General features: G+C 64.6%; 26 protein-coding genes. 11 read left to right on the top strand and 15 right to left on the bottom strand.

Going from position 1 to position 26301, the window contains the following annotated elements:
- Nucleotides 1–140: 140 nt before the first annotated feature.
- Nucleotides 141–1004 carry a LysR family transcriptional regulator gene (locus tag GEV38_RS23985; protein ID WP_054573613.1) on the top strand — a complete coding sequence of 288 codons (864 nt, stop codon included), beginning with the start codon at nt 141–143 and terminating at the stop codon, nt 1002–1004.
- A gap of 57 nt (nt 1005–1061) precedes the next feature.
- On the opposite strand, the gene gabP is transcribed toward GEV38_RS23985, so the two are convergent.
- The 3 genes from gabP to GEV38_RS24000 form a co-directional block, all read right to left on the bottom strand.
- Nucleotides 1062–2453, bottom strand: coding sequence for a GABA permease (gene gabP, locus GEV38_RS23990; protein WP_054573612.1), 1392 nt, complete (start codon nt 2451–2453; stop codon nt 1062–1064).
- A 552-nt stretch (nt 2454–3005) separates the two neighbouring features.
- Nucleotides 3006–4352 carry a glucarate dehydratase gene (gene gudD, locus GEV38_RS23995; protein ID WP_054573611.1) on the bottom strand — a complete coding sequence of 449 codons (1347 nt, stop codon included), beginning with the start codon at nt 4350–4352 and terminating at the stop codon, nt 3006–3008.
- Nucleotides 4353–4371: 19 nt separating this feature from the next.
- Nucleotides 4372–5724, bottom strand: a complete 1353-nt coding sequence (locus tag GEV38_RS24000) for an MFS transporter (RefSeq protein ID WP_015271909.1) — start codon at nt 5722–5724, stop codon at nt 4372–4374.
- 261 nt (nt 5725–5985) lie between these two features.
- On the opposite strand from GEV38_RS24000, the gene GEV38_RS24005 reads away from it, so the two are divergent.
- Complete coding sequence (locus tag GEV38_RS24005) at nt 5986–6693, top strand: FadR/GntR family transcriptional regulator (RefSeq protein WP_054573610.1); 708 nt, start codon at nt 5986–5988, stop codon at nt 6691–6693.
- A gap of 148 nt (nt 6694–6841) precedes the next feature.
- Here the strand turns inward: GEV38_RS24005 and GEV38_RS24010 are convergent, their stop codons facing one another.
- From GEV38_RS24010 to GEV38_RS24025, 4 genes are all read right to left on the bottom strand, one after another.
- Nucleotides 6842–7852: an NAD(P)-dependent alcohol dehydrogenase gene (locus GEV38_RS24010; RefSeq protein ID WP_054573609.1), complete on the bottom strand. Its 1011-nt coding sequence runs from the start codon at nt 7850–7852 to the stop codon at nt 6842–6844.
- Nucleotides 7853–8015: 163 nt separating this feature from the next.
- Complete coding sequence (locus GEV38_RS24015; RefSeq protein WP_013974314.1) at nt 8016–8606, bottom strand: HAD family hydrolase; 591 nt, start codon at nt 8604–8606, stop codon at nt 8016–8018.
- Nucleotides 8603–9472 (bottom strand): acyl-CoA thioesterase II, encoded by an 870-nt coding sequence (gene tesB / locus GEV38_RS24020; RefSeq protein WP_025340733.1) that lies wholly within the window; start codon nt 9470–9472, stop codon nt 8603–8605. Before tesB ends, GEV38_RS24015 begins: the two co-directional genes overlap by 4 nt.
- 147 nt (nt 9473–9619) lie before the next feature.
- On the bottom strand, nt 9620–10189 hold the full coding sequence (locus tag GEV38_RS24025) for a GNAT family N-acetyltransferase (RefSeq protein WP_013974316.1): 570 nt from the start codon (nt 10187–10189) through the stop codon (nt 9620–9622).
- Nucleotides 10190–10368: 179 nt separating this feature from the next.
- Between GEV38_RS24025 and GEV38_RS24030 the strand changes: the two genes are divergently transcribed.
- From GEV38_RS24030 to GEV38_RS24040, 3 genes are all read left to right on the top strand, one after another.
- A complete protein-coding gene (locus tag GEV38_RS24030) occupies nt 10369–11055 on the top strand; it encodes an Ais protein (RefSeq protein ID WP_054573608.1) in 687 nt (228 codons plus the stop codon).
- Nucleotides 11056–11238: 183 nt separating this feature from the next.
- Complete coding sequence (locus GEV38_RS24035) at nt 11239–12153, top strand: histone deacetylase (RefSeq protein ID WP_054573607.1); 915 nt, start codon at nt 11239–11241, stop codon at nt 12151–12153.
- Between the two features lie 148 nt (nt 12154–12301).
- Nucleotides 12302–13543 (top strand): TIGR03862 family flavoprotein, encoded by a 1242-nt coding sequence (locus tag GEV38_RS24040; protein WP_054573606.1) that lies wholly within the window; start codon nt 12302–12304, stop codon nt 13541–13543.
- Between the two features lie 116 nt (nt 13544–13659).
- Here the strand turns inward: GEV38_RS24040 and GEV38_RS24045 are convergent, their stop codons facing one another.
- Nucleotides 13660–14991 (bottom strand): DEAD/DEAH box helicase, encoded by a 1332-nt coding sequence (locus GEV38_RS24045; protein ID WP_013974320.1) that lies wholly within the window; start codon nt 14989–14991, stop codon nt 13660–13662.
- A 55-nt stretch (nt 14992–15046) separates the two neighbouring features.
- Entirely contained in the window at nt 15047–15967 is a 921-nt protein-coding gene (gene yedA, locus GEV38_RS24050; RefSeq protein WP_054573605.1) for a drug/metabolite exporter YedA, read from the bottom strand.
- Nucleotides 15968–16121: 154 nt separating this feature from the next.
- On the opposite strand from yedA, the gene GEV38_RS24055 reads away from it, so the two are divergent.
- The gene (locus tag GEV38_RS24055; RefSeq protein WP_015271918.1) at nt 16122–16571 is read left to right on the top strand and encodes an Lrp/AsnC family transcriptional regulator; all 450 of its coding nucleotides are present in this window, start codon (nt 16122–16124) and stop codon (nt 16569–16571) included.
- Here the strand turns inward: GEV38_RS24055 and GEV38_RS24060 are convergent.
- From GEV38_RS24060 to GEV38_RS24070, 3 genes are all read right to left on the bottom strand, one after another.
- On the bottom strand, nt 16568–17173 hold the full coding sequence (locus GEV38_RS24060; RefSeq protein ID WP_039613572.1) for a PolC-type DNA polymerase III: 606 nt from the start codon (nt 17171–17173) through the stop codon (nt 16568–16570). The genes GEV38_RS24055 and GEV38_RS24060 overlap by 4 nt on opposite strands.
- A gap of 9 nt (nt 17174–17182) precedes the next feature.
- A complete protein-coding gene (locus GEV38_RS24065) occupies nt 17183–17662 on the bottom strand; it encodes an NYN domain-containing protein (RefSeq protein WP_015271920.1) in 480 nt (159 codons plus the stop codon).
- Nucleotides 17663–17824: 162 nt separating this feature from the next.
- Nucleotides 17825–18580 carry a DUF2076 domain-containing protein gene (locus GEV38_RS24070; protein ID WP_054573604.1) on the bottom strand — a complete coding sequence of 252 codons (756 nt, stop codon included), beginning with the start codon at nt 18578–18580 and terminating at the stop codon, nt 17825–17827.
- Nucleotides 18581–18746: 166 nt separating this feature from the next.
- Here GEV38_RS24070 and GEV38_RS24075 point away from each other — a divergent pair, with 166 nt between their 5' ends.
- Nucleotides 18747–19403: a YciC family protein gene (locus GEV38_RS24075; protein ID WP_173896041.1), complete on the top strand. Its 657-nt coding sequence runs from the start codon at nt 18747–18749 to the stop codon at nt 19401–19403.
- A gap of 36 nt (nt 19404–19439) precedes the next feature.
- Here GEV38_RS24075 and hrpB read toward each other — a convergent pair whose 3' ends face one another.
- Nucleotides 19440–21968: an ATP-dependent helicase HrpB gene (hrpB, locus tag GEV38_RS24080; RefSeq protein ID WP_054573602.1), complete on the bottom strand. Its 2529-nt coding sequence runs from the start codon at nt 21966–21968 to the stop codon at nt 19440–19442.
- A 116-nt stretch (nt 21969–22084) separates the two neighbouring features.
- Between hrpB and GEV38_RS24085 the strand changes: the two genes are divergently transcribed.
- Both GEV38_RS24085 and GEV38_RS24090 read left to right on the top strand, forming a co-directional pair.
- On the top strand, nt 22085–22504 hold the full coding sequence (locus GEV38_RS24085; RefSeq protein WP_013974328.1) for a hypothetical protein: 420 nt from the start codon (nt 22085–22087) through the stop codon (nt 22502–22504).
- A 22-nt stretch (nt 22505–22526) separates the two neighbouring features.
- Nucleotides 22527–23399, top strand: coding sequence for a cation diffusion facilitator family transporter (locus tag GEV38_RS24090; protein WP_015271925.1), 873 nt, complete (start codon nt 22527–22529; stop codon nt 23397–23399).
- A 207-nt stretch (nt 23400–23606) separates the two neighbouring features.
- Here GEV38_RS24090 and GEV38_RS24095 read toward each other — a convergent pair whose 3' ends face one another.
- Nucleotides 23607–24392 carry a DUF6515 family protein gene (locus GEV38_RS24095; protein WP_015271926.1) on the bottom strand — a complete coding sequence of 262 codons (786 nt, stop codon included), beginning with the start codon at nt 24390–24392 and terminating at the stop codon, nt 23607–23609.
- A gap of 394 nt (nt 24393–24786) precedes the next feature.
- On the opposite strand from GEV38_RS24095, the gene GEV38_RS24100 reads away from it, so the two are divergent.
- Together GEV38_RS24100 and GEV38_RS24105 are read left to right on the top strand one after the other, a co-directional pair.
- Nucleotides 24787–25263, top strand: coding sequence for an Lrp/AsnC family transcriptional regulator (locus tag GEV38_RS24100; RefSeq protein ID WP_003249795.1), 477 nt, complete (start codon nt 24787–24789; stop codon nt 25261–25263).
- A gap of 54 nt (nt 25264–25317) precedes the next feature.
- A complete protein-coding gene (locus GEV38_RS24105) occupies nt 25318–25521 on the top strand; it encodes a DUF2788 domain-containing protein (RefSeq protein WP_013974331.1) in 204 nt (67 codons plus the stop codon).
- Nucleotides 25522–25657: 136 nt separating this feature from the next.
- Here the strand turns inward: GEV38_RS24105 and GEV38_RS24110 are convergent, their stop codons facing one another.
- The gene (locus tag GEV38_RS24110) at nt 25658–26296 is read right to left on the bottom strand and encodes a pseudouridine synthase (RefSeq protein ID WP_015271927.1); all 639 of its coding nucleotides are present in this window, start codon (nt 26294–26296) and stop codon (nt 25658–25660) included.
- Nucleotides 26297–26301 lie beyond the last annotated feature (5 nt).

The raw sequence follows: 26301 nt of genomic DNA on the forward strand, positions 1-26301 counted from the left end.
CCGCAAAGCGGTCCCCTGCAATTCCCAGGCAGCCTTTGCCGCCAAGCCACCAGCCTTGTAGTGTTGCCTCACCATAACGCCACCAGCCCCCAGGCTTGTTAGCCACGGCGGCTCGCGTCATTACCCTGCAGGTAACACCCATGGAAATCCGCCATTTCCGCTACTTCCTCTGCGTCGCCCGCCACGGTCATTTCACCCGTGCCGCCGAACAGCTGGGCATCGCCCCGCCCACGCTCAGCCGGCAGATACAGGACATGGAGCGCGAACTGGGCGTGCGCCTGTTCGAGCGCAACCAGCGCGAGGTCAACCTCACCGCAGCGGGCCAGGCGCTTTTGATCGAGGCCGAACATGCCGTGCGCCAGTTCGATGCTGCACAACTGGGCGCGCAACGGGCCGCCCGAGGCGAAAGCGGGCGCATCGAACTGGGCTATGTGGCTTCGGCCGCGTACTCGGGCATGCTCCAGCAGCAAGTCAGCCGCTACAGCGAAACCTGCCCCCGCGTACGCCTGAACATTCGCGAACTGCCCATGGCCGAACTGCCCGGCATGGTCCGCGACGGCCTGCTTGACCTTGCCTATGTGCGCTCACCGATGGAGCTGCCCGAGGAACTCGAAGCTATCGCCTTGCACCAGGAAGGTTTCGTCCTCGCCCTGCCCGCCAGCTCACGGATAAATGAAGTGCCGCAGATCCCGGCCTCGCGCCTGGCCAATGAAACCTTCATCCTGCCCGAACAGATCTCCGGCACGCTGGAAGTGGCAGCACAAGGTGGTTTCGTCCCGAGGCTCGGCCCCCAGCCGGGCAGCCTGGTGGCGGTGATCACCCTGGTGTCACTCGGCCAAGGCATCGCAGTGGTGCCAGAATCGGTGGTGCAGCGCATCAGCCTGCCGCAGGTGCACTACCGGCGTATTGTCGACTGCCAGGCCAGCTCGTGGCTTAGCCTGATCCACCGGCGCTTCGAGAAAGCGCCGGCGGCAATCAGATACATCAAGATGATGAAAGGCTGAAAAAACAAAGGGCACCCATCCACTGGTGCCCTTTGCCCTACCGCCAGGTGAACTCAATCACCCCATCGAACGCACCCCCACAGGCTGCGCATTGCCCCGCGTGGTCACGATCCCCAGGAAGGAAATCACGATCGCCAGGCCCAATGTCGAGCTCACTTCCGCCCGGTGTTCAGGCGTGAACATCATGACCGCCAGTGCCCCGCCAATGAAAAGGATCACCGCCCAGGTCAGGTACGGGAACAGCCACATGCGGAACTTCAGCTCGGTGTTTTCCCGCTCCAGGCGACGGCGCATGCGCAGCTGCGAAATGGCGATGACCATGTACACCAGCAAGGCAATGGCGCCGGAGCTGGCCAGCAGGAACTCGAACACGCCCTTCGGCGCGAAGTAGTTGAGGATGGCAATGGCCGCGCCGATCAACGTGCTGCCGAATACCGCAGCGCGTGGCACACCGACCTTGGAGGTCTTGTTGAGCATGGCCGGTGCGTCACCGCGCTTGGCCAGCGAGTACATCATCCGCGAGGCAATGTAGATCGAAGAGTTCATGCAGCTGGTCACTGCCACCAGCACCACCAGGTCGACCATGAAAGCCGCGTTGGGGATGTTCATGATCTCCAGCGCACGCTGGTAAGAGCCCACCACCGCCAGCTGCGGGTCGTTCCACGGCACCACCGAAATGATCACGAAAATCGACAGGATGTAGAAGGTACTGATGCGCCAGATCACCGAGCGAGTGGCCTTGGCGATGTTGCGCGACGGGTCGCTCGATTCGGACGCGGCGATGGTCACCGCTTCGGTGCCGATGAAGCTGAACATCACGGTGATGAACGCACCAACCACGGCCGACCAGCCCTTCGGCGCGAAGCCGCCGTGCTCGGCCATCAAGCTGCTCAGGCCACTGACCTCGCGGTTGGGCAGCCAGCCCATAAGTGCGGCGAAACCCAGGCCGATGAAACCGAAAATGGCCGTGACCTTGAGAATGGCGAACCAGAACTCGAACTCACCGTACTTGGCCACGCTGAACAGGTTGGTACCAGCCAGCAGCAGCACCGAAGCCAGGGCGAATATCCAGCTGTCCACCTGCGGGAACCAGGCGTTCAGCACATGCCCGGCGGCCAGCGCTTCGATCGGGATTACCAGTACCCAGAACCACCAGTACAGCCAACCGATGGTGTAGCCGGCCCAGCGGCCGATGGCCTGCTCGGCGTAGGTGGAAAACGATCCGGTGTCCGGGTGTGCCACGGCCATTTCGCCAAGCATGCGCATGACCAGTACCACCAAGGTCCCGGCCACGAAATAGGAAATTATGGTAGCTGGCCCGGCTGCCGCGATGGCGTGGCCAGAGCCGACGAAAAGTCCGGCGCCGATGATGCCGGCGATGGACAGCATCGTTACGTGACGTGGCTTGAAACCTTGTGCAAGGTTGCCATCAGATCCCACGGTGTTCATTGATGTTGTTCTCTTTTTACTGACACAAGGATGGACGGGCAGGTGTAGGCGAAAATATCTCCTTTGAAATCAATAAGTCGACACGTTACTCGCGCTCTGTTGTTGATATTTGGCACGCGTCACAGAGCAACGTGTCAGTGCAGGTCGGGCTTCATTTAAGCCCCGCAGGGCTGTGGGAAATTACACGAGAACGCCCCGGAACTGTTCGATCACGACAGGGCATCCCCATTAACGTCAGAAGTCGCGAATGGCATACCCGATCCCGTCACCAGGCCGTCTGGAGCTTTTGTTTTTCATTTGGGTGTGTTGTGGCTGTACGGGCCCTTTCGCGGGCTCGCCCGCTCCCACAGTTACTCCACGCCCCTCAAACCTGTGGTGTACCTGTGGGAGCGGGCAAGCCCGCGAAAGGGCCGGTGCAGCCATCACCACTTTCTGCCAGCCACAAAAAAGCCCCGGTCTCCCGGGGCCTCTGTTGCCAGGCGTCTGCCTACGCCTGCCCGGTACGCTCGAAGCACCGGACTAGCAACAGGAATCGCGAAAGGGCCCTATGCCTCAACGCACCAGGCAAGGCCGCTTGTTATCGAAGCTCCACCCCGGAATCAGGAACTGCATTGCCACGCTGTCATCCCGCGCGCCCAACCCCATGTTGCGGTAGCACTCATGCGCCTTGGCCAACTGGTCTTCATCCAGCTCCACCCCAAGCCCCGGCCGCGCCGGCACGTGCACATGCCCGTCGACGATGCGCAGTGGCTCGCGGGTCAGGCGCTGGCCGTCCTGCCAGATCCAGTGGGTGTCGATCGCAGTGATTTCCCCCGGCGCCGCAGCCGCCACCTGGGTGAACATTGCCAGCGAGATATCGAAGTGGTTGTTGGAATGCGAACCCCATGTCAGCCCCCAGTCGTTGCACATCTGCGCCACCCGTACCGAACCCTGCAAGGTCCAGAAGTGCGGGTCGGCCAGCGGAATGTCCACCGACTGCAACTGGATCGCATGGCCCATCTGCCGCCAGTCGGTAGCGATCATGTTGGTGGCGGTGGGCAGGCCGGTGGCACGGCGGAACTCGGCCATCACCTCACGGCCCGAGTAGCCGTTCTCGGCACCGCATGGGTCTTCGGCGTAGGCCAGCACATCGTGCTTGTCGCGGCACAGGGCAATGGCCTCCTTCAATGACCAGGCACCATTCGGGTCGAGGGTGATGCGGGCTTCGGGGAAGCGCTCGGCCAGCGCCGTTACCGCTTCCATCTCCTCCTCGCCGCGCAACACCCCGCCCTTGAGCTTGAAGTCGCTGAAGCCATAGCGCGCCTTGGCGGCCTCGGCCAGGCGCACCACCGCGTCCGGGGTCAGGGCCTTTTCGTGGCGCAGGCGGAACCAGTCATCCTCGGCATCGGCTTCGTTGCGGTAGGCAAGGTCGGTCTGCTGGCGGTCGCCGATGTAGAACAGGTAACCGAGCATCTTCACCGCCTCGCGCTGCTGCCCCTCGCCCAGCAGTGCCGCTATCGGCACGTTCAGGTGCTGGCCGAGCAGGTCGAGCAGCGCCGACTCTATGGCCGTCACCGCATGCACGGTGATGCGCAGGTCGAAGGTCTGCAGGCCGCGACCAGCCGAGTCACGGTTGGCGAAGGTCTGGCGCATGGCATTGAGCACGCGCTGGTAATGGCCGATCGGCTGGCCGACCACCAGGCTGCGGGCGTCCTCCAGTGTCTGGCGGATCTTCTCGCCGCCGGGCACCTCGCCCAACCCGGTATTGCCGGCGCTGTCACGCAGCACCACTACGTTGCGGGTGAAGAACGGGCCATGGGCACCACTGAGGTTGAGCAGCATGCTGTCGTGCCCGGCGACGGGGATCACGCGCAGATCAGTGACCACGGGGGTGCTGGTGTGAAGGGTCTGCATGTTCATGGTTGTTGTCTCGCAGTCATCAATGGCTCTGACCCAGGGCCGAAGGGGCCTTGAGGTCATCGGAAGGGACGCCCTTTGGGCGAGTGCGTACGAAGAAGATGGCAATGGCCGCCAGCACCGAGGTCACCGCCAGGCCGTACAGGCCGCCCTGGATCGAACCGGTCTGCTGCTCCAGCAGGCCGAAGGTGGTGGGGGCGACGAAGCCGCCGAGGTTGCCGACCGAGTTGATCAACGCGATCACCGCTGCGGCGATGCGGGCATCCAGGTAGCCCTGCGGGATCGGCCAGAACAGTGACGACGCCGACTTGAAACCGATGGCCGCGAAGCACACCGCGACAAAGGCGAACACCGGCCCACCCGTGGTGGACATGAACATGCCGATGGCAGCGATCACCAGCGCACCTGCGACCCAGGCCTGCTGGAACTTCCAGCGCGCCGAGCCGGCGGCGAAGGCATACATGGCCAGGATCGAGATCAGCCACGGGATCGAGTTGAAGAAGCCGACCTGCAGGTCGCTGAGGTCACCCATGCGCTTGATGATGCTCGGCAGCCAGAAGGTCGCGGCGTAGATGGTCAGCTGGATGCAGAAGTAGATCAGGCAGAACAGCAGGATCTGGCGGTCCTTGAGCAGGCTCCAGGCCGATGGCCTGACCGCGCCGACCGCTTCGCGCTCAAGTTGCTCGCGATCGATGGCGGCCACCAGTGCTTCCTGCTCGGCCTGGCTCAGCCACTTGGCGTCCTGCGGCCTGGAGTCGAGCCAGAAGAACACGAAGAAGCACAGCGTCACCGAGGCCATGCCTTCGATGAACAGCATCCACTGCCAGCCATGCATGCCCAGGCCCTGGATCTGCATCAGCGCGCCGGCCAGCGGCCCGGAAATCAGCGACGCCAATGCCGAGCCGCTGAGGAAGATGGCAATCGCCTTGCCACGCTCGGCGGCCGGCAGCCAGCGGGTGAAGTAGTAGATCACCCCGGGGAAGAAGCCCGCTTCGGCAACCCCCAGCAGAAAGCGCAGCACGTAGAACTGGGTTTCGTTCTGCACGAAGGCCATGGCCGTGGCCACCACCCCCCAGGTGAACATGATGCGGGTCAGCCACAGCCTTGCGCCGACCTTCTGCAGCAGCATGTTCGAGGGCACTTCGAACAACGCGTAGCCAATGAAGAACAGGCCGGCGCCAAAGCCATAGGCCGCGGCGCTGATGCCCAGGTCGCTTTCCAGATGGGGGCGGACGAAGCCGATGTTGACGCGGTCCAGGTAGTTGACGATGAACATGATGACGAACAGCGGCAGGACGTGGCGCTTGACCTTGGCCACGGCGCTGGCCAGGGCGTCGCCTTCATTCCGGGCAGACGGAGCGAGGGTATCGTTCACTTGCGGATCTCCCACTAATTGTTTTTGTGCGGGTCGAGGTTGTCTGACATGGCAGTGGGGAGGAGCATATGCGCAGCGAAGTTGTACGACAAGATCAACAACATCGGCAAAATCACAAAATACAAGCTGAAGAAAAGCCTATATGCGCCGATCTTGCAAAAATATACAAACTACTCGCTTGCTTGACCGCAGGAAAAATCGGCAAAAAATATTTTTATCGATTAACTTGTCGTACAAGTACAACAACATTCGGATCACACCATGGCCACCGAACAAGCCCACAAACGCGGCCACAGCCGTGCCCATGACCTGGTCTCCAGCCTGACCCAACAGATCTTGCTGGGTACCTTCAAGCCAGGCGACAAGTTGCCCTCGGAAAACAGCTTGGTGCGCGAGCATGGGGTCAGCCGCACCGTGGTCCGCGAGGCCCTGTCGAAATTGCAGGCCTCGGGGCTGGTGGAGCCACGCCACGGTATCGGTACGTTCGTGATGGAGCGCCAGGCCCACGCCGGCCTGCGCATCGCTGCGGAAAGCGCGGCGAATGTGCGCGACCTGCTGGAGCTGCGCATCGGCCTGGAAGGCCAGGCCGCCGCCTTGGCCGCGCTACGTCGTGATGAGGGGCACCTGAGGCGCATGCGCCAGGCGCTGGATGACTACCAGGACCTGGCCGCCGCTGGCGACAGCTGCATCGAGGCCGACCGGCGCTTTCACCTGTTGATTGCCGAGGCCACTGGCAACCTGTACTTCACTGAAATGCTGTTGCAGCTGGGCAACGGCCTGATCCCGCGCAACCGCATGGCCCTGGCCGAACGCAGCGGGGCGAAGCTGGCGCGGCAGGCGTACCTGGCCAACCTCGAGCATGAGGCGATCCTCAATGCCATCCGCCGGCAGGATCCGGACGCGGCGCGGGCAGCGGTGTGCCTGCACCTGTCCAATAGCCGCGACCGACTACTGCCCGAACAGGCCTGACACGATCCCCTTTAGGAGCGGCCTTGTGTCGCGAAAGGGCTGCACAGCAGCCCCTCGATTTCAGCTACAGAATTGCAGGCCGGGGGCCGCTTTGCGGCCCTTTCGCGACACAAGGCCGCTCCTACAAAGAGAACCGCATCAGGCCCTGTTACCAGGTCAGGCAGATTTTACCGAAATGCCGGTTGCTCTCCTGATAACGGAACGCCTCGACGATCTGCTCCAGCTCGAAATGCTTGTCCACCACCGGCCGCAGGCCGTTGGCATCGATCGCCCGCACCATCGCCTGCTGCTGGGCGCGGCTGCCCACCAGCACGCCTTGCAGGCGTATCTGCCGCACCAGCGCCTGCACCAGCGGCAACTGCCCGGCCACGCCGGTGAGGATGCCGATCAACGACACGTGCCCACCAATGCGCGCGGCAATCATCGATTGCTCCAGCGTCGCCGCGCCACCCACTTCGATCACATGATCGACGCCGCGGTTGCCGGTCAGCTCGCGCACTTTCTCACCCCACGCCGGGACGCTCTTGTAGTTGATCAGGTGGTCGGCACCCAGGGCCTTCAGGCGCTCCAGCTTGGCGTCGCTGGAAGAGGTGGCGATCACCGTCGCGCCGGCCAGCTTGGCAAACTGCAGGGCGAAGATCGACACACCGCCGGTGCCCTGCACCAGCACCGTATCGCCGGGCTTGAGGTGGTCGTCGCACATCAGCGCGCGCCAAGCCGTGAGACCGGCCGTGGTCAGCGTGGCAGCTTCTGCATGGCTGAAGCCCTTGGGCGCCAGGGTGAAGGCGGTGGCGCGAGCGGTGACCTGTTCACGGGCGTAACCATCGATACCGTCGCCGGGCACCTTGGCGAAGCCTTCCACATTTGCCTGGCCGTCGAGCCAGTCGGGGAAAAAGGTACTGACCACATTGTCGCCGACCTGAAACTCGGTGACGCCGCTCCCCACCGCGACCACTTCGCCAGCGCCATCGGCCATGGGGATGCGCCGCTCGCTCGGGCCCCACATGCCGCTGACAACGGCGAAATCGTGGTAGTTGAGAGAGCTGGCGTGCAGGCGCACGGTGATCTCGCCGGCCTCGGGTGAAGAGGCCTCGCAGGTGCCGACCTCGACCTTGTCGTAGCCGCCGCCGGGTTTTACGTAGATGGCCTTGCTGGTCATGGATAGGTCTCCGTTCAGGGAAAAGATTGGGGTTCAGCATAGACAGGTCCGGCCCTATCGCCGGCAAGCAAGCTCCCACAGGTATTACACAAGTCTCAGCTCTAGTGGTGTCCCTGTGGGAGCTGGCTTGCCGGCGATAGGGCCCACATTCCCAACACAAGATTCAGCCCAGCATCACCTTCAGCGCCCGGCAATCGGCCGCATGCCAATCCACCAGCTCCGGCCACGGATTGTCCGGCAGGTTCACCAGCACCGTGCGCGCCCCTGCGGCACGCCCACAGTCCAAATCAAACCGGTAATCCCCCACCATCACCAACTCACCCGGTGTCACACCCCAGGCATTGGCAATCTTCAGCAGCCCATCCGGGCTTGGCTTGGGCGCTGCTTCGTCACGCCCCAGAATGTGCTCCACCGGGAAGCAGTCCGCCAGGCCGATGGCCTCCAGCGTCACATGCGCCAACTCACGGGCATTGCGGGTCAGAATGCCCAGCCGGCAACCACGCTGGGCCAGCTCGCGCACCAGTTCCACCGCCCCGGTGGCCGCCGTGGAGGCAATTGCCAGATCACGCTCGTGCTCCAGCAGCCAGGCATGCTTGGCCGCCGCCTCGTCCGCCGGCAAAGCTGCCAGGTGGGTGAGGATGTCGTGCTCGGCCGGGATATCCAGCGCCACGCGGATGGCGGCAAAATCGTGCACGGCCACGGTCAGGGTGCCGTCCATGTCGAACACCCAGTTGCGCACCTCGCCCAGGCTCATGCCCAGTCCTTGCGGTGGCGAATCAGGCCTTCCTGGCACGACGACGCCACCAGTTGCCCGGCCTGGTTGAAGATGCTGCCGCGGCAGAAGCCACGGGCATTGCCCGCCCAGGGGCTGTCGGTGGCGTACAGCAGCCACTCGTCGGCACGCAGGTTGCCATGGAACCACAGCGAATGGTCGAGGCTGGCGATCTGCATGTCACGCTGCCACACCGATTTGCCATGGGGCAGCAACGCAGTGGTCAGCAGGCCGAAGTCCGAGGCGTAGGCCAGCATGTATTTGTGCAGGGCGGGGATATCGGGCAGGTTGCCGTCGGCGCGGAACCAGGCGTACTTCACCGGGTCGCCAGGCTGGGGGTTGAACGGGTCGCGCTCGGTGACCGGGCGGATCTCGATCGGCTTGGCGCACAGCACCTTGTCGCGAATGCGCTCAGGCAACTGGTCAGCCATGGCCCGGGCCAGCTCGACTTCAGTGGGCAGGTTCTCCGGGCCGACCACCTCGGGCATCTGCGCCTGGTGCTCGAAACCTTCCTCGTCGTACTGGAACGAAGCGCTGCAGGTGAAGATCGGCTGGCCCTTCTGAATCGCAGTCACCCGCCGGGTGCTGAAGCTGCCGCCATCGCGCACGCGGTCCACCGAATACACCACCGGCAGGCTGGCATCGCCAGGGCGCAGGAAGTAGCCGTGCAACGAATGCACATGGCGTGCATCCTCGACCGTCTGGCTGGCCGCCGACAACGATTGGCCCAGTACCTGCCCGCCGTACAGCTGCCGGAAGCCCAGGTCCTGGCTGCGGCCACGGAACAGGTTCTCCTCGATGGACTCGAGGCTCAACAGGTCGACCAGGTCGTCCAACACATGACTCATCGGGGGTTCTCCGTAGGAGCGAGTCTTGCTCGCGATGCGCCGTCCAGGCGGCGCTCGATCTCATAGGCGCTGAACATCTTGCGGCAAGCGCCCTCCATTAGGGAAATGATACAGGGTTTGTCATTCGCGCCGGGCATGGCCATGCATTCAGGCGCGCAGGGTACGCTCCCAGTGAGCTCGATCGATGCGGTACAGCACATGCGGGCGCAGCGGATGGCCCACGGGCAGGCGCGGGTGTTCGAAACTGCCATTCAGGTCCTGCTGCATACCGATGGCCTGCATGACCTTCTGCGAGGGCAGGTTGCTCTCGCTAGTGAACGACACCACTTCCTCCAGGCGCAATTGGGCGAAAGCACAGCGCAGGCATGTCCACGCCGCCTCGCTGGCGAAACCCAGGCCCCAGTGGCGGCGTGCCAGGCGCCAGCCGATCTCCACCGCCGGCGCAAAATCGGCATCGAAGCCCACGTGCAACAACCCGGTCATGCCGATGAAGGCACCACTGTCCTTGCGCTCCAGGGCCCACAGGCCAAAGCCGTACTCATTGAAATGCCCGCGCACGCGGCCGATCAGCGCGGCTGCCTCCAGGCGTGTCAGCGGCGCCGGGAAGTAGCGCATCACCTGCGGGTCGGCACACAGGGCGGCGAACTCGCGCAGGTCGTCGTCGTGCCATTGGCGCAGTACCAGCCGCGCGCTTTCCAGTTGCAGGATAGGGGTCATCGGGCGTGCTCCGGTTTTACCGTCTTGCAGTTTACAGCGTAGGCGCGGGTGCAGGTTTCACCTAGCCGGCGTGCCCGAATGCAATTTTCACACGCCCTTCACCGCCCCCCGACAGGCCTGTTGGCAGGATGCCAGCCAACACCGCCGCGCCAGCCGCGACCATGCCAACGGAGCAACGCATGCTATCGAGCAACACCCTGGGGCACCCTGCCATCCACGCCCGGCGCAAGCGACGCCTGACCCGCAAAGCCCTCGGTGCCGCCCTTGGCCTGTGCATGGTCGTGGCGGCGTTGAGCACCTGGCTGGCGACGAGGACGCACATCGTGGACCTTGGCAACGAACGACAATTGAGTGACAGCGGCCTGCTGCAGGACTGGGCCGACGGTGCGGTGATCGTGATGATCCGCCACGCCGAGCGCTGCGACAGCGCCCCCGGCCCGTGCCTGGGCGACCCCACCGGCATCACCGTGGCCGGTAGCCAGGCCGCCGGACGTGTTGGCCAAGGGCTGCACCAGCTGGGCCTTAACACCGCCGATATGCTCAGCAGCCCGAAACTGCGCACACGGCAAACCGCGCATTTCATCCTTGGCCAGGCGGTGGCCAGTGAGGGCTGGCTGGAAAGCTGTGACAGCCAGTTCGCCAGCGAAGCGCTGGCACACAAACGACCGGGGCATAACCTGGTGCTGGTGACCCACAACGGCTGCATCGACCATTTTGCCCGCCAGCAGAAAGTTGCGGGGGGTGAGCGTGAGAGCGGCTATGCCAGTGCGCTGTTCGTTTCGGTGGATGGCAATGGCAAGACGCGCATCCTCGGCCGCCTGAACGAGCCGGATTGGCAACGGGTGCTGGCCAGTACCACGAAATAACACGCCAATCGTCCAGGTTGTCGCTACTCCGTGCAGGAGCAGCCTTGTGCTGCGAAGAGGCCATAGCCGCCACAGAACATTGTCCTGCATGCCGGCCCTTTCGCAGCACAAGGCTGCTCCTACACGTGATCGGCCAGCAAGCTCATGGCAAGATCAGCACTGGCCCCGATTGCGACCCCACCCATGCCGTTGCCGCTGATCTACCACGAAGACTACAGCCCGGAGTTCCCTGCCGAACACCGCTTCCCCATGGACAAGTTCCGCCTGCTGCACGACCACTTGATCGACAGCGGGCTGACCACCGACCAAGCCCTGCTGCGCCCGGACATCTGCCCCAACGACATCCTCGCCCTGGCCCACGACCGCAGCTACATCGAGCGCTACATGAACGGTGACCTGTCACGCGAGGACCAGCGCCGCCTCGGCCTGCCCTGGAGCGAGGCCCTGGCCCAGCGTACCGTGCGCGCCGTAGGCGGCTCGCTGCTGAGCGCCGAGATGGCGCTGCAGCACGGCATCGCCTGCCACCTTGCCGGCGGCACCCACCACGCCCATTACGACCACCCTGCCGGCTTCTGCATCTTCAACGACTTGGCCGTGATCAGCCGCTACCTGCTGGAGGCTGGCCGGGTACACCGGGTGCTGATCTTCGACTGCGATGTGCATCAGGGTGACGGCACCGCGCGCATCCTGCACGACACACCAGACGCCATCACGGTCTCGCTGCACTGCGAACAGAACTTCCCGGCGCGCAAGGCGCAAAGCGATTGGGACATCCCCCTGCCCCGCGGCATGGGCGACATGGCCTACCTGAAGGTGGTGGACGACGCCCTCAACTACCTGCTGCCACTCTATCGACCCGACCTGGTGCTGTACGACGCCGGGGTCGATGTGCACAAGGACGACGCCCTGGGCTATCTGCAACTGACCGATGCAGGCGTTGCCGCCCGTGACGAAGCGGTGCTGCGCCACTGCCTGGGCCGCGACATCCCGGTGGTGGGCGTGATCGGCGGTGGCTACAGCAAGGACCGCGCAGCCCTGGCCAGGCGCCATGGCATCCTTCATCACAGCGCGGCACGCGTCATCGGTTGTTCACAATGACTGTGGAACCGCTTGTGGATAACCTGCGGGAAAGGCGCTGCAGCCCTTTACAGGCAAGGCCTGCAAAGCTCTGATCATTTTTTGAGCAGTGCTTCCACAGGCCGCGCTGCGCTAGAATGCGCCTCTTTTCCACAGCCTGCTGCCCACCATGCCTGATCTGAGCCCCGCCTCCCCTCCCCTCGCAGTCGTCATTGGCGGCGGCCCAGCCGGCCTGATGGCCGCCGAAGCACTGGCTCAGGCGGGCCTGGCGGTCGAGGTGTTCGATGCCATGCCTTCGGTGGGTCGCAAGTTCCTGCTGGCGGGTGTCGGTGGCATGAACATCACCCATTCCGAGCCCTATCCGGCGTTCGTCAGCCGGTATGCCGAGCGCCAGGGCGAAATCGCCGCGCTGCTGCACGACTTCGATGCCGACGCCTTGCGCCAGTGGATTCACGGCCTGGGCATCGAAACCTTCGTCGGCACCTCGGGCCGGGTGTTCCCCACCGACATGAAAGCCGCGCCACTGCTGCGCGCCTGGCTCAAGCGCCTGCGCGACAACGGAGTAGTTATCCACACCCGTCACCGCTGGCTGGGCTGGAATGCCGAAGGTGCATTGCGGGTTGCTTATCCACAAGGCGAGCGGCTGGTGAAGGCTGCCGTGGTGGTGCTGGCGCTGGGTGGCGGCAGCTGGGCGCGACTGGGCTCGGACGGTAGCTGGCAGCCGCTGCTGGCCGAACGGGCTGTGGATATCTCACCCTTGCAGCCCAGCAACTGCGGTTTTGAAGTGGCAGGCTGGAGCGCGCTGCTCAAGGACAAGTTCGCCGGTGCGCCGTTGAAGAACATTGCCCTTAGCGTTCCTGGCAGCGTGCCGCGCAAGGGCGAGTTCATCCTCACCGCGCAGGGTGTGGAAGGCAGCCTGGTGTATGCATGGTCAGCGCCGGTGCGCGAGGCCATCAACCGTGAGGGCCACGGGGTGTTGCTGCTCGACCTGTTGCCGGACAAGCCTGTGGACAAGATTGCCCAGGCGCTGGCCAAACCACGGGGTTCGCGCTCCATGGCCAAGCACCTGCACAGCCAGCTGGGTATCGATGGGGTCAAGGCTGCGCTGCTGCGCGAGCTGACCGATCAAGCGACCTTTGCCAACCCTGATGCCTTGGCGAAAGCGATCAAGGCCTTGCCGATAACACTGGTACGCACGCGGCCGCTGGATGAAGCGATCAGCAGCGCGGGTGGGGTGCGTTTCGAGGGGCTGGATGAAGGCTTGATGGTCAAGGGGATGCCGGGGGTGTTCTGTGCAGGCGAGATGCTGGACTGGGAGGCGCCGACTGGGGGGTATCTGCTGACAGCGTGCTTTGCCAGCGGCTTGCGCGCCGGGCGGGCGGCGGCGGATTGGCTCAAATCCAAAGGTTGACACTGTCCCCTGTGGGAGCGGGTTTACCCGCGAACACGGGCGAAGCCCGTGCCATGCACCGAGTCGCATTCTTCGCGGGTAAACCCGCTCCCACAGAGACCGCGTACACTTCAAATCTACGGCTTACGCTTGCGCGCCCCACCATTGAAGCTCGGCACCTTGCGCACCGCCTTCACCGCCGGCTCCGCACTGCCTGATTCAGCACTGTCCATCCAGCGCCCCAACCCGCGCTTGGCGCTGTTTTCCTTGGGCTTCTTGGGCTTCTTCGGCTTCTTGATCACCTGGCCACTGGCGTCGGTCATCGGCACCCGGTGGTCAGGGATGAAGTCCGGCTCTTCATGACGCGGCAGGGTCTGCCGCGTCAGCACTTCGATCGCCGCCAGCAGCTGCACTTCATCGGCACACACCAGCGAGATAGCCTCGCCCTTGTTGCCCGCCCGCCCGGTACGCCCGATGCGGTGCACGTAATCCTCGGCAACGATCGGCAGGTCAAGGTTGACCACCAGCGGCAAGTCATCGATATCCAGGCCGCGGGCCGCCACATCGGTCGCCACCAGCACCTGGATTTCGCGGGCCTTGAAGCTGTCCAGCGCGCGCTGGCGAGTGGCCTGCGGGCGGTCACCGTGGATACCGTCGGCATTCACACCCTCGGCCAGCAAGCGCTCCACCAGTTGATCGACGCCATTACGGGTCTTGGCGAACACCAGCACCTGCTTCCAGCGCTGCTTGCGCAGCAGGTGGCAGAACAGGTCGACCTTGCGTTTTTTATCCACAGGCACCAGCCACTGCTTGACGCTGGTGGCCGTGGCATTGCGCGGGCTGACTTCGATGCTCAGCGGGTCGTTCAGGGCCAGCCCCGCCAGCATGCGGATCTGGTCGGAAAAAGTGGCGGAGAACAGCAACGTCTGGCGCTTGCGTGGCAGCGCGGCGTACACCGACTGCAGCTCTTCGGCAAAGCCCAGGTCGAGCATGCGGTCGGCTTCGTCCAGCACCAGGGTCTGCACCTGGTTGAACTTCACGGCGTTCTGCCGGAACAGGTCGAGCAAGCGCCCCGGGGTGGCCACCAGCAGGTCGACGCCACGGCGCAGGCGCATCATCTGCGGGTTGATGCTGACCCCGCCATACACCGCGTAGGTGCTCAGCGGCAGGTTCTCGGCGTACTCGCGCACGTTGTTGTGCACCTGCTCGGCCAGCTCACGAGTGGGCACCAGCACCAGCGCGCGGATCGAGTTGCTGGCCACCTTTTCGCCTTCCAGCGCCAGGCGCTGCAGCACAGGCAGGGCAAAGCCCGCGGTCTTGCCGGTGCCGGTCTGGGCCGCGGCCATCAGGTCGCGGCCGGCCAGCACGGCGGGGATGGCCTTGGCCTGCACCGGGGTCGGGGTGGTGTAGTCCAGTTGCTGCAGGGTGCGCAGCAGCGGTTCGATCAGGCCGAGTTTGGCGAAATTCATGGCAATACCGTCAGGGGGTTCAGCGAAGGCGGCAAGTTTACCGCATCACCCCTGCCTACTTGCAGATTTCGCCTTTCAATGGCTGCGCCGGCTCAGGTGCCTTGCGCCACTGCGGCAGGCCGATCAGCACCACCGCGCCGATGATCACCGCCATGGCCACACACTCTTCGGCACCAATCTGCTCACCGGCAAAGACGATACCCAGCAGCACGGCCACTGCCGGGTTGACGTAGGCATAGCTGGTGGCAGCTGCCGGGCGCACGTGCTTGAGCAGGTACATGTAGGCACTGAACGCCAGGATCGAACCGAACAACACCAGGTAGGCCAGTGCCCCCCAGCCGGCAGCGGTCGGCATCTGCGTCATGCGCTCGCCAGACAGCGCGCTGCCGAGCAGCAGCACAGCGCCACCAACGAGCATTTCCGCGGCGCTGGCCATGGGCCCCTGGGGCAGCGGCAAGGTCTTGCTCCACACCGAGCCGAACGCCCACGACGCCGCCGCAAAGATGATCAGCGCCGCGCCAATCGGGCTTGCCTGAAGGTTGGAGCCCAGGTTCAGCAGGCCGATACCCACCAACCCGAGGGCGATCCCCGCCCACTCCAGCTTCGAATTGCGGTGCCCGAACAGCAGGCCGAACAGCAACGTGAACAGCGGCACCGTCGCCACCGCCAGCGCAGCGACGCCCGAGGCCACACCGGCATGCTCGGCCACGGTCACGCCACCGTTACCACAGCTGAGCAGCAGGAAACCGATCGCCCCCGCAGCCCGCCACTGCGGCCAGGTCGGTGCCGGCACACCGCGCCAGCGCAAGAAGCCATACAGCAGGCCCCCGGCAATCAGGAAGCGCACCCCGGCCATGAGCATCGGTGGCCAGCTCTCGACGCCTATGCGAATGAACAGGTAGGTGGAGCCCCAGACCAGGTACAAAGCCAGGAAAGCGCCAATGAGCAACAACGGGAAGCGACGGGAGGCAGGCATGGGAAACACTCGAAATCCGTTTACGGGTGGCTTAGTTTAGAAAGGCCACCGTGTAAACTTAAGTTACAAAACAGCTTTAAATTACCCGAACACTTTGCATTGCATGGTTATTCGGATGCTTTTCAATCGAATCGAAACCAGGCAGGAATAACCCATGGACAAGTACGACCGCATGCTGCTCGCCGCCCTGCTCGACAATGGCCGCGCCACCTTCGCGCAACTGGCGCGCCAGGTGAACCTGTCGGCGCCGGCGGTGGCCGAGCGGGTGGCCAAGCTCGAGGCCAGCGGGGTTATCACCGGCTACCAGGCCAAGGTCGACATGAGCAAGATCGGCCTGCCGATCCAGTGCGTGATCGAACTGCGCCTGGCCAGCCACGGCAACCAGCAGGCCTACGAAGCGTTGACCCAGATCCCCCAATTGACCGAATGCCACCGGGTAACCGGCGACCCCTGCGTCATCATGCAGGCAGCGGTGGGTTCGATGCCGGAGCTTGAAGAGCTGATCAACCGGGTCGCGCAGTTCGGCTTCAGCAAGACCTCGATCATTCTCTCCAGCGCTGTGGAGCGGCGGGTGCCGCTGGCGCAACTGGAGAAGAAGCCCTAACAGAACCTGGCCAGGGTTTCACGAACCTTGGCGGCCGGGGTTTTCTGCAGGCGGCAGAGCAGGTCGTGCGAGAGTTGCTGTACACCATGGCCCTGGCGCAGCACACCAGCCAGGTGTTGCAGCAGGTTGGCGGCCATTTCGGCATCGGCCATGGCCCGGTGCGCGGTACCGGTATCCGGCAGCCCGGCCCAGCGGGTCAGGGTGCCCAGTTTGTGGTTCGGTGCCGCCGGCAACAGGCGCCGTGACAGCAGCAAGGAGCAGGCGAAGGCCTGGCTGCGGCTACGGCCGATGCGGCCCAGTTCGTAGTCCCAGAACTTCTGGTCGAAGGCGGCATTGTGTGCCAGCAACGGGGTGCCACCAACGAACTCGGCCACTTCGTTCATCACCTTGTCCACCGGCGGCGCACTGCGCAGCATGGCGGTGGTGATACCAGTGAGCCCGGCGACGAATGCCGGTACCGGCACACCCGCGTTCATCAGGCTCTGGTAGCGCTCGACGATGCGCCCGCCCTCCAGCATCACCACCGCCACCTCGGTGGCGCGGCAGCCGGCGCCGGGGCTGATGCCGGTGGTTTCAAAGTCGATGACAGCGATACGTTCCATGCAGGGGCCTCAGTGTTTGAGCAACAGCGCACCCTCGATGGGCACATAACGGGTGGCGGCACGGATCAGCGACAGTGCGGTAAGCCCGGGCACACCATACACCACTGCCTCGGTGCCATGGCGCTGTATCACCCGCTCCAGCAGCAGGTCGAAATCGCCATCGCCGGAGGCCAGTACCACTTGGTCGACGCGGCTGGCGGCGTCGATCACATCCAGGGTAATACCCACATCCCAGTCACCTTTGGCCGAGCCATCGCTGCGCTGGATGAAGGGTTTGAGGCGCACATCGAAACCGAGGTTGCGCAGGATCTGCTGGAACTGTTGCTGTTTGCTGTCGCCACGGTCGATGGCATAGGCCACGGCCTCGACGATCTGACCTTCGCTGCTGACATCGGCCCACAGGGCGGTGTAGTTGAAATGGCAGCCGTGGGCCTGGCGCACGGTGTAGTAGAGGTTCTGCACATCGGCGAACAGCGCGATCTTTTTCACCTTGGAACCCCTTGGTCGGCCTGGAATGCTGGGGGCTGCATTGCAGCCCTTTCGCGACACAAGGCCGCTCCTACAGGGGTTCGCGTACCCTTGTAGGAGCGGCCTTGTGTCGCGAAAGGGGCGCAAAGCGCCCCCAAAATTGCCAGCAGTATGCCAGACCTGTCAGACGTACGAATCGTCGTCCGAGAAGAACCCGCCATCATCGCTGCCATAATCGCTGTCGGCATAACCACCCTGGTCGCTGCCCCAACCACTGTTGTCAGCCACCTGCTGCTGCGCCCCCGAGTCGTTCCAGCCACCGCTGTCGCTGGCCGGCGCCGGCTCTTCCTTGATCACCTCTACCACCTCCTCCGGCTGCGAGTTGTGGTTGAACAGGCTGCTGATGCCCTGCGCCAGCAACACACCACCCGCCACACCGGCCGCAGTCTGCATCGCGCCGCCGAGGAAGCTGCTGGCACCACTGCGGGCCGGCGCAGCGCCAAAGCCAGGCTGCTGCGCTTGTGGCTGGGAGAAGCCCGGCGCCGACGGCTCACGCCAGCCACCGCCAGATGCCACGGGGGCTGCAGCGGGACGCTGCGGTTGCACGGCCGGGGCCGCATTGCGCCCAGACGAACCAAAGATGCTGGACAAGAAACCACCACCGCCATTGCTCGGCGCGCTGCCGGCACGGGCGGCCTCGGCCTGGGCACGGGCCTGCTTCAGTTCGGCTTCCAGTTGCTTGTTCTGCTCGTCGAGGCGCTTGATCGCTGCCTCCTGCACCAGGATCGCCTGGGCCATGTAATAAGGCGCCGCCGGCTGCTGACGCACATGCGCCTCGATGCATGCCTGGGCCTGCGCATCGCGTGGCTGGCTCGGGTCCTCGGCTTGCTTGAGGCGGCCGAACAGGCCGTCGATCAGGGTTTGTTCTTCAGTATTCATGGGGCGACCTCGTGGGGTAGCGGACAACGGACAGCGTCAAAGATGGGGCGTACAGGCGTGGGATTCAATCACCGGCGGCGTGAAACTTTTTTCAGCAAGTGACAGCCCCAGGCCTGCTTTGGGCTAAAGTTATGCCCCTGTTTTTACTGCCATGCGATGTAGACTGATGAATCCGCTGAGCGTCCTGCGCGACTCCCTGTACTTCTTCCGCCGCCACCTGCCGAGCATCCTCCAGCTGTGCCTGCCGCTGGTGGTGCTGGAAGCCTTGCTCACCCAGCTGCTGTACCGGCAGATGGGCGACCAGGCATCGCCGGCCTACGGCATGCTGATCAGCCTGCTGTTCTACCCGCTGTACAGCGCCGCGCTGATCCTGTACCTCGACACCCGCAGCAACGGCCAGGAAATCGCCAAGCGCGACCTGTTCGCCCGCGCCGTGCAACTGTGGCCGCAGCTGGCCCTGCTGATCCTGATCAGCTCGCTGCTGATCATGGCCGGCCTGGCGCTGTTCATCTTTCCGGGCGTGTGGATCATGATCAACCTTGTGTTCGCCGAGTACCTGCTGGTACTTCGCGGCCGGCCGGTGGTGCAGTCGATGCGCGACAGCGCAAGCATGACCACCGGCCACTTCATGCGCATCATGATCTGTGTCGTAGGTGTGCTGGCGCCGATCTGGCTGATCGACGGCCTGCTGCTGATGGCCTTCCCCGAGCCATCGCCCGGCATGGAGCTGGCCATGGACAGCCTCAGCGGCTTCCTGCAGTTGTTCAGCACCTTGGTGCTGTATCGCCTGTTCATGTTGCTGGAAGGCGAAGCCGGGACGTGATGCCCAGGCTCATCGCTTGACCGGGAAACGCTGTTGTCACGTCCCTCGAGGCTTGGCCCGAGCGGTGGCTTCGGCCACAAGCGGATCATCCGGCCAGTAATGCTTCGGATAACGCCCCTTCAGATCTTTCTTCACCTCGGCGTAGGTCGTACGCCAGAAGTTGGCCAGGTCCTGGGTCACCTGCACCGGGCGGCGTGCCGGTGACAGCAGGTGCAACTTGACCTGCTGGCGGCCATTGGCGATGCGTGGAGTTTCGGCCAGGCCGAACAGCTCTTGCAGGCGCACCGCGAGGATCGGCGGGTTTTCGCTGTAGTCCAGGCGGATGTTCGAGCCGGACGGTACCGCCAGGTGCGCGGGGGCCTGCTCCTCCAGGCGCTGCGGCAGCGGCCAGGGCAACAGGTTGCGCAGCATCGACGGTAAGTCCAGTGCGGCGAAATGGCTGAGGCGCGACACCTTGCCCAGGTAGGGCTGCAACCAGTCTTCCAGGCTGGCGAGCAAGGCCTCGTCAGCCAGGTCGGGCCATTCGCTGTGGCCGTCTTTGGCCAGGTCCAGTTGACGCAGCAAGGCCACGCGCGCCTGCCATTGCCGCAGCTCGGGGGTCCAGGTCAGCAGGTTCAGGCCTTTGCGCCGGACCAGCCCAAGCAGTGCGCGAGCCCGCGCTTCGTCATCCAGGCCGGGCAGCGGTTCGCGGCTGAGCACCAGCTCGCCGACTTTGACCTGACGTTCTGCGCGCAACACCTGCTCGCGTTCGTCCCAATCGAGGATATCGACCCGCTCGACCTGCTCGGCCAGCACGCCCTCGAACAGCGCCGGATCGAACTCGGCGGCCAGATAGATGCGTTCTTCGCGCTGGCCCTGGCGGCTACCCAGGTCGGCGATCACCAGCCACGGGCACTTCATCAGTGCATCGACTTCGGCAAACAGCGCCGCCCGGCCGTTGGCCAGCCGGTATTCCGCACCGCCCTCGCGGCGCTGCTGGGCGACGCGGTCGGGGTAGGCCAGCGCCAGCAGCGCGCCCAGCCAGCGCGGGTGATCGGGGTCCGCAACCGGCACGCCTGGTTTGCCACGCAGCATGCCACGGTACTGGCGGGACAATTGGCGCGCACGCTGCACACCACCGTGGCTGCCACGGGCGGTCCTGCTCTCGCCACTGACCAGCGCCAGCCGGCTGTGCAAGTCGGCGCCACCGCCGCGCTGGATATCCCGCTCGCCCAGCAGCGCAGCCACATCACAGGCCATCTGTGCCAGGCCCAGGTCCTGGCCGCGCAACAGCAAATGCGCAATACGTGGATGCGCGGGCAGCTCGGCCATGGCCAGGCCGTGTTCGCTGAGGTTGTCACGGCTGCCGGGCTTGAAGGCATTGAGCCGTGCCAGCAGGTCCTGGGCCTGGGTGAAGGCTGCAGTGGGGGGCTGGTCGAGCCAGCGCAACTGCTCGGGCGTAACGCCCCAGCGTGCCAGTTGCAGGGCCAGGCCGGCCAGGTCGGCCTGCATGATCTCGGCGCTGCCGTGGGCGGCCAGCTGGTCATGTTGGGCCTCGGACCAAAGGCGATAACATACGCCGGGTTCCAGGCGGCCGGCGCGACCGGCGCGCTGGGTAGCACTGGCGCGGGAGATGCGCTGGGTGTCCAGGCGGGTCATGCCGCTGCCGGGGTCGAAACGCGGTACCCGGGCCAGGCCTGCGTCGATCACCACGCGCACGCCGTCGATGGTCAGGCTGGTCTCGGCAATGTTGGTGGCCAGCACCACCTTGCGCAGGCCCTTGGGCGCCGGGTCGATGGCCGCACGTTGGGCGTCGAGATCGAGCTCGCCATGCAGCGGGCAGAGCAGGACCTCGGGACGCTCGCCCAACGCTTCCTGCAGGCTCTGGTGCACCCGGCGGATCTCGGCCTGACCCGGCAGGAATACCAGCAAACTGCCGGTCTGGTCAGCCAGTGCCTGCAACACGCTGTCCACTACCCGAGGCTCGATGAACTCACCCGGCTGGAAAGGCCGCCCCCAACGGATGTCGACGGGGTACATGCGGCCTTCGCTGCTCACCACCGGGGCATCATTCAGCAGCCGCGAAAGGCGCTCGCCCTCCAAGGTCGCGGACATCAGCAAAACCTTCAGCGGCGGGTCGTCCCGCAGCAACTCCCGGCCATTCAGGCTCAATGCCAGGGCTAGGTCGGCATCAAGGCTGCGCTCGTGAAATTCGTCGAAAATCACCAGCCCCACACCCTCCAGCGCCGGGTCGGCCTGCAGGCGGCGGGTGAGGATGCCTTCGGTCACTACCTCGATGCGGGTTTTCGGCCCGACCTTGCTGTCCAGGCGGATGCGATAGCCCACGGTCTCGCCGACCTTTTCGCCCAGCTCGCTGGCCAGGCGCTCGGCCGCAGCCCGCGCTGCCAGGCGGCGGGGCTCGAGCATGAGAATGCTCTGCCCGGCCAGCCACGGCTCGTTGAGCAGCGCCAGCGGCACGCGGGTGGTCTTGCCCGCGCCAGGTGGCGCCTCGAGCACCGCTTCGTCACGGTTTTCCAGGGCCTGGCGCAGGGCGGGCAAGACAGCATCGATCGGTAATGAAATCATGGTGGTCCTCGAACAGTCCCGCGAGTATAACGGCGAACCCAGCCTGCTCTATCATGGTCTTAGCTTCAGGTGCAGGCGCTTCGCTTGCCCTGCTGGATACCTTTTCGGAGATTTACATGCGCATCCCAACCCGCGTCATCGGTGGCGCCCTCATCGTCACCTTGCTGACCCAACTGACCGCCTGCGGCACCATTCTCTACCCGGAACGGCGCGGCCAGATCGGCGGCAAGATCGACCCAGTGGTTGCCGCAATGGATGCGATCGGCATCCTGTTCTACGTGATCCCGGGGCTGATCGCCTTCGGTATCGACTTTGCCACGGGCGCCATCTATTACTCGGGCGGGCGATCCGCCCAGGTCGACCCGGTCAAACTGCGCGAGGCCGTGAGCCCCGATGGCAAGGTCGACAACCTGAAGTTGCAGGCCATTCTGGAAAGCGAACTGGGCCAGCGCCTGCCGCTGAACGACCCACGGCTGATCCAGCATCGCGGCAGCATCGAGCAGTTGGCCAGCCTGGGCCTGGTGCCGGCAGCCTGAAGCACAAGGACACTGCCCACGGATGATGACCACCTCGGCTGAACACCAGCGCCTGCTACGCCTGGCCACGCGCGCATCGCTGGCGGTGGCCAGTATCCTGGTCCTGAGCAAGGCGCTGGCCTGGTGGCTGAGCGGCTCGGTCAGCCTGCTGGCCGGGCTGACCGACTCGGCACTGGATGCCGTTGCGTCGTTCCTCAACCTGCTCGCCGTGCACTATGCCCTGCGCCCGGCCGACGACGACCACCGATTCGGCCATGGCAAGGCCGAAGCCCTGGCCGGTATGGCGCAGGCGCTGTTCATCGGGGTCAGTGCGGTGCTGATCGGGGTGCAGGCGGTTGAACGCCTGCACACCCCGCAACCCTTGGGCGATACCGCCGTCGGTATCGGGGTAATGCTGCTGTCGCTGGTGCTGACCCTTGCCCTGCTGGCACTGCAACACAAGGTCATCCGCCTGACCGGCTCCACGGCGGTGCGGGCCGACTCCCTGCACTACCGCTCGGACCTGCTGCTCAACGGAAGCATCCTGCTGGCCCTGCTGCTGGCACGCTTTGGCTGGCCGCAACTGGATGCGCTGTTCGGCCTGGGCATCGCTGTCTATATCCTTTGGAGCGCGCTGCAGATCGCTCGGGAAAGCACGGCCATCCTGATGGATCAGGAACTGCCCGGCGATGTCGGCGAGGCCATGGCTGCGCTGGTGCTGGCCATTCCCGGGGTCAAAGGCGTGCACGACCTGCGTACACGGGTGTCGGGCAACCAGTGGTTCGTGCAGTTGCATCTGGAGATGCCGGGGCAGTTGCCGCTGCATGAGGCGCATGCCTTGTGCGTGGAGGCCTCGAAGGTGATCCGCCAGCGTTATCCACAGGCGGATGTGATGGTGCACGCGGATCCGGTGTGAACCTGCAAGGGCCCTATCGCCGGCAAGCCAGCTCCCACAAGAACCGCACCGGCCTGAAGGCATGCGCAATACCAGTGGGAGCTGGCTTGCCAGCGATAGGGCCGGGACAGGCAGTTCCAACAGGCACTACACATGGCTTCAGGCCGGTGCAGTTCCTGTGGGAGCTGGCTTGCCGGCGATAGGGCCGGGACAGGCAGCACATCTGGCTCAGTTGATGCTGTAGCCTCGGCCGCTGAAACAAGCGCCCAGCGCCCGCCGGTAGTTGTCCGCCACATTGGCCGGCGGCGCGTAAGCCGCCGTCGCCGGGTCGAAGCCTGACTGGCTCACCGCCCAGCGGTGGCACTGGTAACGGTCCTGGTCCTGCTGCTCCTGCCCTTGCCCATACATCGGGTAGGCCACCACGTCATACCCACCGCCTACAGGTGCCGGCGCCGCAACCGGCGGGTTGACCACCACGTACTCGCGGCTGTCGGCCAGGTACTGGTAATAGGTATCGGCCACCAGGAAGAACAGCGCCCCGCCCAACCAGACTTCCCGCGCATAAGGCGGCAGGTAGTCGACCCGCACGCCGTAGGGCGGGCTCACCACGACATAACGGCCACCATGGGGGCGATACCAGTAACCACCGGAGTAGAAGTAGTCATCGCCACGGTAGGGCACTTTCCAGTAGCGGTCCGGGAAATGATCGATGGTGTGCCCCGGGCGATACTGCGGCCCCGGCCCCCAGCCATTGCCATGACCATCCGGGCGCCCTTGCCAGTCACCGCCGGGCCGTTGCCCCGGGCCACCGGCTTCCCCATGGCGGTTATCGCCATGACGGCGGGGAATATCCTGGTAATAGCCCTGTCGTGGCGGCTGGGTCTGCTGCACTTCGTCACGCGAATTGAGCGAGCGGCCCGGCGCCCCCTCGCCCGGCCCTTCGGCCATGGCCCCAAGGCTGATGCTCAACCCCAACACACCAACACCTGCCAACTGCCAGATGCGCGACTTCATGCTGTTCCTCTCGGTAGAAAATACGGCAACCACAGCCAGTCTACCGCGCCTGTCACGCACGCCAATTAAATTCCGGACATGAAAAAAGGGAGGCCACAGGGCCTCCCTTCAGGAATTGTCGTCCGTGCTCGGCACTTGTGGCGCCGGCTCACCTCACACCGTCTTCTGGAAGGTATGTAGCCCGGGGGCCTGCAGATCCTGTTGGATGGCTGGCCGCGACCGCCCGCCTAGGGCGCGTCGCCGTGGACTGATGTCCGGGCAGTGATTCTGTGGATAAAGATACCGGACAGGTTGCGACAGATGATTGCGAAGATTGCTCAGATAAATAGCACTTGCGCAATTTTTCACCCTGGATTGATAATTCATCGCAATCTGAACAGAAAAGGCATAACCCATGAGCAAACTTGACCGCTACGACCTGAGTATCCTCGCCGAATTGCAGCGCGATGCGCGCATTTCCAACCAGGAACTGGCCGAACGCATCGGCCTGTCGCCTTCGCCATGCTCTCGTCGGGTCAAGCAACTGGAGGACGATGGCTACATCTCGCGCCAGGTAGCCCTGCTCGACCGCAAGAAGCTGGGCCTGAGCCTGACTGCCTACGTGCTGATCGGCATGGACCGCCACACCCCGGAACGTTTCGAAACCTTCGAGGCGGCCATCCGCAACCTGCCACAGGTGCTCGAATGCAGCCTGGTCACCGGCATGGATGCCGACTACCAGCTGAAGGTGGTGGTGCCCGACATGGACCACTACCAGAAACTGCTGCTAGGCAGCCTGACCCGCATTGAAGGCGTCACCAGCGTGCGTTCGAGCTTCGTGCTGAACCAGGTGCTGGCCAGCACCGAGCTGCCCTTGACCCACCTGCGTTAATTGCCTGCGCCAGCAGGCGTATAATCGGACGCTCAACCCGCCTGGAGAACACCGATGGATCCCGCCGTATTCGAAGAGTGGATGATGATCATCCTGGTCACCGTGTTGATCGGTTTCATGGGTTTCATCGTCTGGGACCTGGCGAAAAAGTCCAAGGCCGGGCGGTTCGGGACGCTGATCCTGTTCTTCGTACTGGGGCTGGGGGTGTTGGCCTTTATCATCAAGAGCGTGGTGGTGGGGTTTCTCGAAGGGGTGTAAGGCTCAAGAAAGCCGGGAGCGCTTTGCGCTCCTTTCGCGACACAAGGCCGCTCCTACAGGGATCGCACAATGCCTGAGTTCGCGCTGCACCTGTAGGAGCGGCCTTGTGTCGCGATGGGCAGCAAAGCGGCCCCCGCTAGCGCTGCAACTTCGCCGGGACTTCGCGCCAGCAGCCCTGTTCCAACCCATCCAGCGCCCAGTCGCCAATCCGCACCCGCACCAGGCGCAAGGTCGGCAACCCCACCGCCGCCGTCATCCGCCGCACCTGGCGGTTACGCCCTTCGCGAATAACCAGCTCCAGCCAGCTGGTCGGCACGCTCTTGCGAAAACGCACCGGCGGGTTGCGCGGCCACAGCTCGGGCTCGTCCAGGTGCCGCGCCTCGGCCGGCAAGGTCGGCCCATCGTTCAGTTCCACGCCATCGCGCAAGCGCTGCAACTGCTCCTCGCTCGGCTCCCCCTCCACCTGAACCCAGTAAGTCTTGGCCAGCTTGTGCTTCGGGTCGGCAATGCGCGCCTGCAGGCCGCCATCGTTGGTCAGCAGCAACAGGCCTTCACTGTCGCGGTCCAGCCGCCCGGCCGGGTACACGCCGGGGATGTCGATGTAGTCCTTGAGCGTCGCGCGCCCGTCGCCGTCGCTGAACTGGGTCAGCACGTCGAACGGTTTGTTGAACAGGATCAGGCGCGGCTCGGCCGGTGGCGCCTTGGGCTGGCGACGCGGGCCGGCGGCAGGCCGCGCCTGGGGGCGGCGCGGCTTGGAACGGGGTGGCAGTGACATGGATC

The sequence above is a fragment of the Pseudomonas sp. 13159349 genome, from assembly GCF_013305685.1.
Taxonomy (GTDB): domain Bacteria; phylum Pseudomonadota; class Gammaproteobacteria; order Pseudomonadales; family Pseudomonadaceae; genus Aquipseudomonas; species Aquipseudomonas asiatica.

Excerpts from the sequence above, each read along its gene's own strand:
- GEV38_RS23985 (WP_054573613.1), top strand. The coding sequence starts at position 141 with ATGGAAATCCGCCATTTCCGCTACTTCCTCTGCGTCGCCCGCCACGGT.
- gabP (WP_054573612.1), bottom strand. The coding sequence starts at position 2,453 with ATGAACACCGTGGGATCTGATGGCAACCTTGCACAAGGTTTCAAGCCA.
- gudD (WP_054573611.1), bottom strand. The coding sequence starts at position 4,352 with ATGAACATGCAGACCCTTCACACCAGCACCCCCGTGGTCACTGATCTG.
- GEV38_RS24005 (WP_054573610.1), top strand. The coding sequence starts at position 5,986 with ATGGCCACCGAACAAGCCCACAAACGCGGCCACAGCCGTGCCCATGAC.
- GEV38_RS24010 (WP_054573609.1), bottom strand. The coding sequence starts at position 7,852 with ATGACCAGCAAGGCCATCTACGTAAAACCCGGCGGCGGCTACGACAAG.
- GEV38_RS24015 (WP_013974314.1), bottom strand. The coding sequence starts at position 8,606 with ATGAGCCTGGGCGAGGTGCGCAACTGGGTGTTCGACATGGACGGCACC.
- tesB (WP_025340733.1), bottom strand. The coding sequence starts at position 9,472 with ATGAGTCATGTGTTGGACGACCTGGTCGACCTGTTGAGCCTCGAGTCC.
- GEV38_RS24025 (WP_013974316.1), bottom strand. The coding sequence starts at position 10,189 with ATGACCCCTATCCTGCAACTGGAAAGCGCGCGGCTGGTACTGCGCCAA.
- GEV38_RS24030 (WP_054573608.1), top strand. The coding sequence starts at position 10,369 with ATGCTATCGAGCAACACCCTGGGGCACCCTGCCATCCACGCCCGGCGC.
- GEV38_RS24035 (WP_054573607.1), top strand. The coding sequence starts at position 11,239 with ATGCCGTTGCCGCTGATCTACCACGAAGACTACAGCCCGGAGTTCCCT.
- GEV38_RS24040 (WP_054573606.1), top strand. The coding sequence starts at position 12,302 with ATGCCTGATCTGAGCCCCGCCTCCCCTCCCCTCGCAGTCGTCATTGGC.
- GEV38_RS24045 (WP_013974320.1), bottom strand. The coding sequence starts at position 14,991 with ATGAATTTCGCCAAACTCGGCCTGATCGAACCGCTGCTGCGCACCCTG.
- yedA (WP_054573605.1), bottom strand. The coding sequence starts at position 15,967 with ATGCCTGCCTCCCGTCGCTTCCCGTTGTTGCTCATTGGCGCTTTCCTG.
- GEV38_RS24055 (WP_015271918.1), top strand. The coding sequence starts at position 16,122 with ATGGACAAGTACGACCGCATGCTGCTCGCCGCCCTGCTCGACAATGGC.
- GEV38_RS24060 (WP_039613572.1), bottom strand. The coding sequence starts at position 17,173 with ATGGAACGTATCGCTGTCATCGACTTTGAAACCACCGGCATCAGCCCC.
- GEV38_RS24070 (WP_054573604.1), bottom strand. The coding sequence starts at position 18,580 with ATGAATACTGAAGAACAAACCCTGATCGACGGCCTGTTCGGCCGCCTC.
- GEV38_RS24075 (WP_173896041.1), top strand. The coding sequence starts at position 18,747 with ATGAATCCGCTGAGCGTCCTGCGCGACTCCCTGTACTTCTTCCGCCGC.
- hrpB (WP_054573602.1), bottom strand. The coding sequence starts at position 21,968 with ATGATTTCATTACCGATCGATGCTGTCTTGCCCGCCCTGCGCCAGGCC.
- GEV38_RS24085 (WP_013974328.1), top strand. The coding sequence starts at position 22,085 with ATGCGCATCCCAACCCGCGTCATCGGTGGCGCCCTCATCGTCACCTTG.
- GEV38_RS24090 (WP_015271925.1), top strand. The coding sequence starts at position 22,527 with ATGATGACCACCTCGGCTGAACACCAGCGCCTGCTACGCCTGGCCACG.
- GEV38_RS24095 (WP_015271926.1), bottom strand. The coding sequence starts at position 24,392 with ATGAAGTCGCGCATCTGGCAGTTGGCAGGTGTTGGTGTGTTGGGGTTG.
- GEV38_RS24100 (WP_003249795.1), top strand. The coding sequence starts at position 24,787 with ATGAGCAAACTTGACCGCTACGACCTGAGTATCCTCGCCGAATTGCAG.
- GEV38_RS24105 (WP_013974331.1), top strand. The coding sequence starts at position 25,318 with ATGGATCCCGCCGTATTCGAAGAGTGGATGATGATCATCCTGGTCACC.
- GEV38_RS24110 (WP_015271927.1), bottom strand. The coding sequence starts at position 26,296 with ATGTCACTGCCACCCCGTTCCAAGCCGCGCCGCCCCCAGGCGCGGCCT.